General features: G+C 72.7%; 6 protein-coding genes. 2 read left to right on the top strand and 4 right to left on the bottom strand.

Annotated elements, in window-relative coordinates; all coding sequences use genetic code 11:
• Positions 1-784, bottom strand: a 784-nt coding sequence (locus NBZ83_RS27655) for a FecCD family ABC transporter permease (RefSeq protein ID WP_261576093.1), incomplete at its 3' end; no start/stop codon positions are given.
• Between the two features lie 89 nt (positions 785-873).
• Here NBZ83_RS27655 and NBZ83_RS27650 point away from each other — a divergent pair.
• Positions 874-2,571 carry an ABC transporter ATP-binding protein gene (locus tag NBZ83_RS27650; protein WP_261570311.1) on the top strand — a complete coding sequence of 566 codons (1,698 nt, stop codon included), beginning with the start codon at positions 874-876 and terminating at the stop codon, positions 2,569-2,571.
• On the top strand, positions 2,571-4,358 hold the full coding sequence (locus NBZ83_RS27645; protein WP_261576092.1) for an ABC transporter ATP-binding protein: 1,788 nt from the start codon (positions 2,571-2,573) through the stop codon (positions 4,356-4,358). The genes NBZ83_RS27650 and NBZ83_RS27645 overlap by 1 nt, the downstream gene beginning before the upstream one ends.
• Positions 4,359-4,376: 18 nt before the next feature.
• On the opposite strand, the gene NBZ83_RS27640 is transcribed toward NBZ83_RS27645, so the two are convergent.
• From NBZ83_RS27640 to NBZ83_RS27630, 3 genes are all read right to left on the bottom strand, one after another.
• Positions 4,377-5,309, bottom strand: coding sequence for a TauD/TfdA family dioxygenase (locus NBZ83_RS27640; RefSeq protein ID WP_261576091.1), 933 nt, complete (start codon positions 5,307-5,309; stop codon positions 4,377-4,379).
• A gap of 79 nt (positions 5,310-5,388) precedes the next feature.
• Positions 5,389-6,426 carry an ABC transporter substrate-binding protein gene (locus tag NBZ83_RS27635; protein ID WP_261570306.1) on the bottom strand — a complete coding sequence of 346 codons (1,038 nt, stop codon included), beginning with the start codon at positions 6,424-6,426 and terminating at the stop codon, positions 5,389-5,391.
• Between the two features lie 118 nt (positions 6,427-6,544).
• The coding region (locus NBZ83_RS27630; protein ID WP_261576090.1) for a thioesterase domain-containing protein at positions 6,545-7,834 on the bottom strand (1,290 nt) is incomplete at its 5' end.

Below are 7,834 nucleotides of genomic sequence, written 5' to 3'. Positions count from 1 at the left end.
CGCCCAGGGCGCGACCGGTCTCCTCGCCCAGCGCCAGCGCGTTGAGCGCCCGGCCGAGGCCGAGCGCCAGCACCGCGCCCACCACGATGATCGGTCCCAGCTGCCAGACCAGCGGGAAGCCGCGTCCCGCGAGGGAGCCGACGACCCAGAACCGGTACTGGTCGAAGGTCCGTCCGTGGATGAGCAGGATGGCCGCCACGAACGAGTTGATCGCGGCGCTGACCGCCGAGCCGGCCAGCACCATCCGTTCGGGGGTGGCGCTGCGCCCCGCCGAACCGAGGGTGTACACCAGCAGGGAGGCGGCGGCGGCACCCGCCAGGGCGAACCAGACGTAGCCGGCCGGCGTGGTGACCCCCAGCAGGAAGAAGGCGAGGACGACCGCCATCGACGCGCCGGTCTCCACGCCCAGCAGGCCGGGGTCGGCGAGCGGGTTGCGGGTCAGCGCCTGCATGACCGTCCCGGCCAGGCCCAGCCCGAGCCCCACGAGCACGCCGAGGATCGTCCGGGGAACCCGCAGCTCGCGCACGATGTAGGCGTTCTCGCTGCCGTCGTCGTGGCCGAGCGCGGACCAGACGCCGCCGAGGCCGATGTGCCGCGTGCCCACCGCGAGGCTGACCGCGCACATGACGGCGAGGACGACCAACGCGGCGACCAGGCCGACCGATCGCGCCGCCAGAGCGCCCCGGGCCATGGCCGGCGGTGGGCCGACCCCGCCCGCGGGAGCGTCGGGACGATCGGGTGCGGCGGCGTCGGCGAGACCCACGAACCCGGGCTGGCTGGCCATCGCCTCTTCCTCCACCGCACCTGACGAAAACCCGGACGATTAAGGTTAAGGTAACATAACCTACGAAGAAGATCCCCAGGTTAAGGACGGTGGCGCGAGCTGTGGCCAGCACGCCCGAGGGTTCCGCCACCCTTCGCCGGTCGATCCTTGCTCACCGCAACCGCATTGCCGCCGCGGCCGCACTGTTCGTCTGCCATCAAAGCGGCGAGGCCCTCGTCCCGGTGCTCGTCGGGGTCATCATCGATCGGGCCACCGCCACCGGTGAACTGTCCACGCTGCTGTTGTGGCTGGCCGTGCTCGCCGGGAACTTTCTCGTCCTGTCGCTGACCTGGCGCCTCGGCATGCGGGTCGCGCTGCTCGCCGGGGTCCGCGCGGACCGCACCCTGCGTCTCGGGGTGACGGCGAGGGTCCTCGACAGCCGCGGCATGGTCCGGTCCGACCTGCTGCCGGGCGCCCTGGTGAGCATCGCCACGGCGGACGTCCGGCGGACGACCATGCTGAACTTCCATCTGCCGCACGGTGTGGCCGCCGTGGTCGGAACCGCGGTCGCCAGCATCGCGCTGCTGGTCGTCTCGATCCCCCTCGGCCTGCTCATCCTGCTCGGCGCGCCGCTGCTCCTGTTGGTCGTGCGGTGGCTGAGCAACCCGTTGGAGAGCCGGGCGGCCGCGCAGCAGGAGAGTGCGGCCCGCGCGGCGGGCGTCGCCGTCGACCTGGTCCGCGGCGTACGGGTCCTCAAGGGAATCGGCGCCGAGGCGGCCGGGCTGGCCCGGTACCGGGCGATCAGCCGCGAGTCGTTGGCGGCGACGCTGCGCAGCACCCGCGCCGAGGCCGGCCAGTCCGGCGCGGTCGCCGCGGTCAACGGGCTGTTCCTCGCGCTGGTCGCGCTGGTCGGCGGCCGGCTCGCGGTGGCGGGGAACATCACCGCGGGCGAGCTGGTGTCCGCGGTGGGGCTGGCCGCGTTCCTCCAGGGCCCGCTGGGCACGTTCGGCGACATCACCGCGGCCTTCGCGGCGGGACGGGCGTCGGCGGGACGCATCGCCGGGGTCCTGACCGACCCCGCGGCGACGCCCGGCGGACGGGGCGCACCCGGCCCGGCCGTCGCCGGCGAGATCGTCGTGTCGGGGGTGAGCGGCGGCGGCCTGTTCGGCGTCGAGTTCACCGTCGCCGCCGGTGAACTGGTCTGCCTGGTCATCACGGATCCGACCGCCGCCGCCATGTTGCTGCGTTATCTCGGCCGCGACGCCGACCCGCCCGATGGCCGGATCCTGCTGGACGGGGTCGCGCTGAGCACGCTCGCCCCGGACAAGCTGCGGTCTGCCGTGCTCGTGTCGCCGCACGACCCGAGCCTGTTCGAGGGCAGCCTCCGGGACAACATTCTCGCCGGCCGCGCGGGCGACCTCATCCCGGCGGTCCGAGCCGCCCGTGCGGACCAGGTCGCCTCGGTGCTGCCGGCGGGGATGGCCACCGCCGTCTCCGAGCGGGGCCGATCGCTGTCGGGTGGCCAGCGCCAACGGGTGGCCCTGGCCCGCGCGCTACACGCCGATCCCCCGGTACTGGTCCTGCACGAACCGACCACCGCGGTGGACACCGTCACCGAGACGGAGATCGGCGCGGGCCTGCGGGCACTGCGGGCGGGTCGGACGACGCTGATCGTCACCAGCAGCCCGGCCCTGCTCGCCATCGCCGACCGGGTGGTACTCATCTCCGAGGGGCGCGTCACGGCGGCCGGCCACCACGACGTGCTGTCCCGCGACAACTCCGCCTACCGGGAACTGGTACTGACCTGATGATCGAAGCCGATCTGACGGGCGGGGCCGACCCGACGGGCGAGGCCGATCTGCTGCCGGTGGCCAGTGCCCGGCGCACCCGCGCGGCGATTCGCACGCTGCTGGCCCGCCACCGGGGCCGTGCGGCGGTGGCCCTGCTCCTGCTCGTCGGCGCGGCAGCCTGCAGCCTGCTGACGGCCCCGCTGCTCGGCCGGATCGTCGATCTCGCCGCCGGTGGCGACGCCGGCGCGCTGACCGCGCCGGTCGGACTGCTGGCCGCCGCGGCGCTGGGCCAGGGAGCGCTCGCGTTCGCCGGGCTGGCGTCGGCCGCCCAGCTCGGCGAGCAGATCCTGGCAACGACCCGGGAGGACTTCGTCGACCATGCGCTCGGCCTGCCGCTCGAACGCATCGAGCAGGGCGGGTCGGGCGATCTGGCGTCCCGGATCACCGAGGACATCGCGATGATCAGCGATGCCATCCGCTCCGCGGTCCCCGACTTTGTGCAATCGGCTCTGATCATCGCACTCACCCTGGTCGGGCTCACCGCCCTGGACTGGCGGTTCGGCGTCGCCGCGCTGGTGGCCGTGCCGATCCAGGCCGTCACCACGCGGTGGTACCTGGGCCGCTCGGCCCCGATCTACGCCGAGCGACGCCGCGCCGCGGGCGGCGAACAACAGCAGCTGCTGGACAGCCTCAGCGGCGCGGCCACCATCCGGGCTCTCGGCCTGGCCGACGACCATGTCGCCCTGGTCGGGCGGCGGGTGGACCGCAGCATCACCGCGATCACCGAGGTCACCCTGCTGCAGACCCGGTTCTTCGGCCGGCTCAACGTCGCGGAGGTGACCGGGCTGTCAGCAGTGCTGGTGACCGGGTTCCTGCTCGTCGACGCCGGCTCCGTGACCATCGGGGCGGCCAGCGCCGCGGCGCTCTACTTCGCCAACGTCTTCAGCCCCGTGAATTCGGTCCTGTTTCTGCTGGACACCCTCCAGTCCGCCGGTGCGAGCATGGCCCGGCTGATCGGGGTGACCGACCTGCCGACCGAGCACCACCAGCCCGACGGGAACCGACCCGCGGACGGCTCCGTCACGGTGCGGGACCTGCGATATGCCTACCTGCCGGGCCACGATGTGCTGCACGGCATCAGCTTCACCGTTGCGGCGGGCGGCTCGGTGGCTCTCGTCGGCGGCAGCGGCGGTGGGAAGACCACGCTCGCCAAGCTGCTGGCCGGGGTGCATCGTCCGACCGCCGGTGAGATCCGGCTCGGCGGGGTGCCCACCACGGATCTCACGCCGGACACGCTGCGCGCGACCGTCGCCCTGATCACGCAGGAGGTCCACGTCTTCGCCGGAACCCTCGCCGAGGACCTGCGCCTCGCCGCCCCCGCCGCGGAACCGGGCGAGCTGTGGCAGGCGCTCGAGACCGCCGGCCTCGCCACCTGGGTCAGGACCCTGCCGGACGGGCTGGACACGGTCGTCGGCGACGGCGGCCTGGCGCTCAACCCCGCCCAGGCGCAGCACCTGGCCCTGGCCCGGCTGCTGCTCGCCGACCCGGCGGTGGCGATCCTCGACGAGGCCACCGCCGAGGCGGGCAGCAGCGGCTCGCGGCTGTTGGAAGCCGCCGCGGCCCGCGTGCTGCGCGGCCGGACCTCGATAGTCGTGGCCCATCGGCTCAGCCAGGCCGCCGTCGCCGAGCTGATCCTCGTGCTGGACGAGGGCCGGATCGTCGAACGCGGATCGCATGACGACCTGGTCGCCGCCGACGGCCGTTACGCCCAGCTGTGGCGCACCTGGACGGCGAACCGAATCTAGTGCAGCCCCCCAGAGGCGTCAGCCGGTGCGGGAGGGTTCGGCCATGGCGACGGCGATCTGGCGGGGGCCGGTGAAGGGCTCCCGGCCGTGGGCCACCGCCATGTTGTCCACGATGAGCAGATCATCGCGCTGGTAGTCGAAGCGCACCGAGGCCGCGCGGTAGCACGCCCGCAGATGCGCCACCACGTCGTCGGGAATCACGCCGCCGTCGCCGTAGCAGGAGTTGTTGGGGAACCCGTCGTCCCCATAGACCTCCCGCAGGCCCTCGCGCACGTCGGCCGGCAGGCTGCTCTCGTGGAAGATGACGATGTGGTTGAACCACACCGGCAACCCGGTGACCGGATGGCGGTGCACGGCGTCGCGGACCGCGGTGGTCCGTAGCCCGTCCGACCCGCTCCACTGGGCCCTCAGGCCGCCGGCCGCGCAGAGTCGCTCGACCTGCGCGCGGCTGTCCGTGCCGAACGCCGTCCGCCAGCGCAGGCCGACGTCCTCGCCGTAGGTGCGCACGGCCATCCACCGGCGACGGGCGAACTCGGCGCGGACGTCGGGATCGATCATCTCGTGGACCGCGTGGACCGAGGCGAGCGGCGTCGCGCCCTGCGTCGACGGCGGTTGCACGCAGTGGAAGAACAGCGTGAGCGGCCAGACGGCCTGGTAGGACATCTCGTTGTGCAGCGGGATCCCGGCGTGGGGCGGATACTCCGTCGACGTGTAGACGTTGCCCTTGATGACGCTGCGGGGCGAGGACTGTTCGGTGTAGGCCAGCGGCGCCCCGGACAGGGCGCGCACCGCGTCCGTCAACCCGTCGGCCCCGGCGACGTCGAATCCGCGCAGCAGGAGCGCACCGCTGGCCGCGAGCCGCCGCCGTAGATCCTCCCGCTCGCGCCGCAGCACCTCGACGGCGGCGCCGTCACCGGAGATGAGCAGGGGAAGCGTGGTGATGGTGGTCATCGATCGTTCCTCCCACGGGCCGCTCCCGCGGATCACGGCTGGATCCGCGGGAGCGGGGCGATCGCGTCAGCTGTTGACGTCAGGCCTTGCTCGCCGCGATCGCGAGCTTGGGCACGATCGCGTCGAGGGCGAAGGGGATGCTCAGCGTCGAGGGGAAGGCCAGCGACAGCGCGGTCTCGACGTCGAGCGGAACGTAGGCGCCCCGCTTGACCGCGGGCAGGTTCTGGAACAGCCTGTCCGCCTCGATCTTGGTCCGTTCCTCGTCGCTGCGGAAGGAGAACAGCACGACGTCGGCGTCGAGCAGCTCGGTGCGCTCCGGGGAGACGATCGCCCGACCGGCCGGGCCGGCCGCCGGCAGGCTCGTCACCTTGGGCGAGAGCGTCAGCCCCAGACCGGACAGGAACCGCGCCGACGCGTCGGTCGGCGAGATGATGGTGGCCAGGGCGCCTTCGGCGTTGAGCAGGCTGAAGCTGAACGTCTTGCCCTTGAACGCGGCACTGTTCTTCGTCCTGGCGGCCTCGATCCGCCCCGACACCTCGGTGACCAGCTTGGCCGCGGCGTCGGACGTGCCTAGCGCGCGGCCGATGCGGGTGACGCGGGTCTGCCAGGTGTCCTCGGAGACGCCCTTGTCGTAGGACAGCGTCGGGGCGATCGCCGACAGGTCACCGAAGTCGTCGGTGAGGGTGTAGCTGTCGGTGGCGAGAATGAGGTCGGGGGTGAGCGAGGCGATCTTCTCGAAGGGCAGGTTGTCCTCGTAGCTGAGCTGCTCCGGCTTCTTGGCGCTGCCCAGCTTGGCCTCCACCCAGGGCGCGAGGCCGGAATCGAAGTTGGTCTCCGGGGTGATCGCGATCGGGATCACGCCCAGCGCGACGGCCTCGTCGATGTCGCGCATGAACCCGACGGACACGATCCGGCTGGGACGGCGCGGGATCACCGTCTTGCCCTCCGCGCCGTCGATCGTGACCGGGAACCCCGCATCCGAACCGGCGCCCGCCGTGGACCCGGTGGTGTCGCCGTCATCGCCGCAGGCGGCCAGCCCGACGGCGACCGCCCCCGCCGACAGCGACGCGAGGAACGATCTGCGGGAGAACGAGCTCCGGATGGGACGCTCGATCATGTCCTTCATGAAGGTGTGGCCTCTCTTGGTGTTCCAGGTCGTGTTTCGTTGGACAGCAGGAAGTCCGTTGGGACAGCAGGGGTCCTTGGGACAGCAGGGGTCGTTGGGACGGCAGGGATCAGCGCGGACGGAGCCCCTGCGCGACGAGTGGCCCGACGATCGGCAGCGCCGCCGAGGACAGCAGGTCCTCGTGCTCGACGTCGACCGGGTGGACGCGCAGGCGACCCGCGACGTACGGGGCCCAGTCCCACGGGTCCGGTGGCGCCGCGTCGTCATCGGGTCGGGCCTGGATGAACTCCACGTCACCGCCGTAGAGACCCGGCTTCACCCGGGTGTCGACCGCCGCGGTCGTCAGCAGGCTCCGGGCCAGCGCGCGGATCTGGTCCTCGTCGAGCCCGGCGAACATGCTCCCCGACCGTTCGGCGAGCACGCGCACGGTCGCGGGAGTGACCGCGTCGGCGGACAGGCCGTCCACCGGGTGCCCCGACCGTTGCAGCAGGACGTACAGGAACCGGGACAGCACGGTCGCCGGGTCCGGGCCTGGCAGGCCGGGACCCTCGCCCACGCGGTCTGCGTTCGCCTTCGCGCCGCCGGGGCCGTCGGATGCGGCGGCGTTCCCCGCTGCGGACGCGTCGTCGAGGTCCGGGTAGCCGTCCACCATGACGAGGACCGGGACGTCGCGCCCGTTCCGCTCGAGCTCGCAGGCGACCGCGTGCGCGAGCACCGCGCCGAGGGACCAGCCGAGGAGATGGATCGGGCCGGTGGGCTCGGTCGCGGCGATGACGGCGGCGTACCGCTGGGCGATCGAGTGCACCGTCGGCTCGGTGGCCGCGAGCGGTTCGGTGGCCGCATCCGCCTCGGTCGCCTGAATCCCGTAGATCGACCGGCGCGGGCCGAGGTGGCGCAGCAGCCCGGCGTAGGACCAGCTCAGACCGAGACCGGGATGCACGCAGAACAGCGGCGGATCGGTGTGGGCCGACGGGTCGACCCGTTGGAGCGGCAGCAGGGTGTCCAGGGCGGTGTCCGCGGCGAGGTCGCCGGTCCCGTCCAGCCAGGCGGCGATGGCCGCGGGGGTCGGGGCGCGCAACACCGCGCGCAGCGGGAGTTCGACGCGTAGTTCCCGGCGAATCCGCACGGCGAGCCGGGACGCAAGCAGGGAATGACCGCCGAGGGCGAAGAAGGAATCGTCCACGCCGACCTGCGGCAGTCCCAGCACGGCGGCGAAAATGTCGCACACCGCCTTCTCGGTGGGGTTCGCCGGCGGACGGGAGATCACCGCGGCGAACTCCGGTGCTGGTAGGGCGCGGCGATCGAGTTTACCGTTCGGCGACACCGGAAACGCATCCAACACAACCACCACCGCCGGCACCAGATAATCCGGCAGCACCGACACCAACACACCCCGCAC

Origin of the sequence: Frankia gtarii, from assembly GCF_025403375.1 — a bacterium.
Lineage (GTDB): Bacteria > Actinomycetota > Actinomycetes > Frankiales > Frankiaceae > Frankia > Frankia gtarii.
This window is presented reverse-complemented; position numbering and strand designations above follow the sequence as displayed.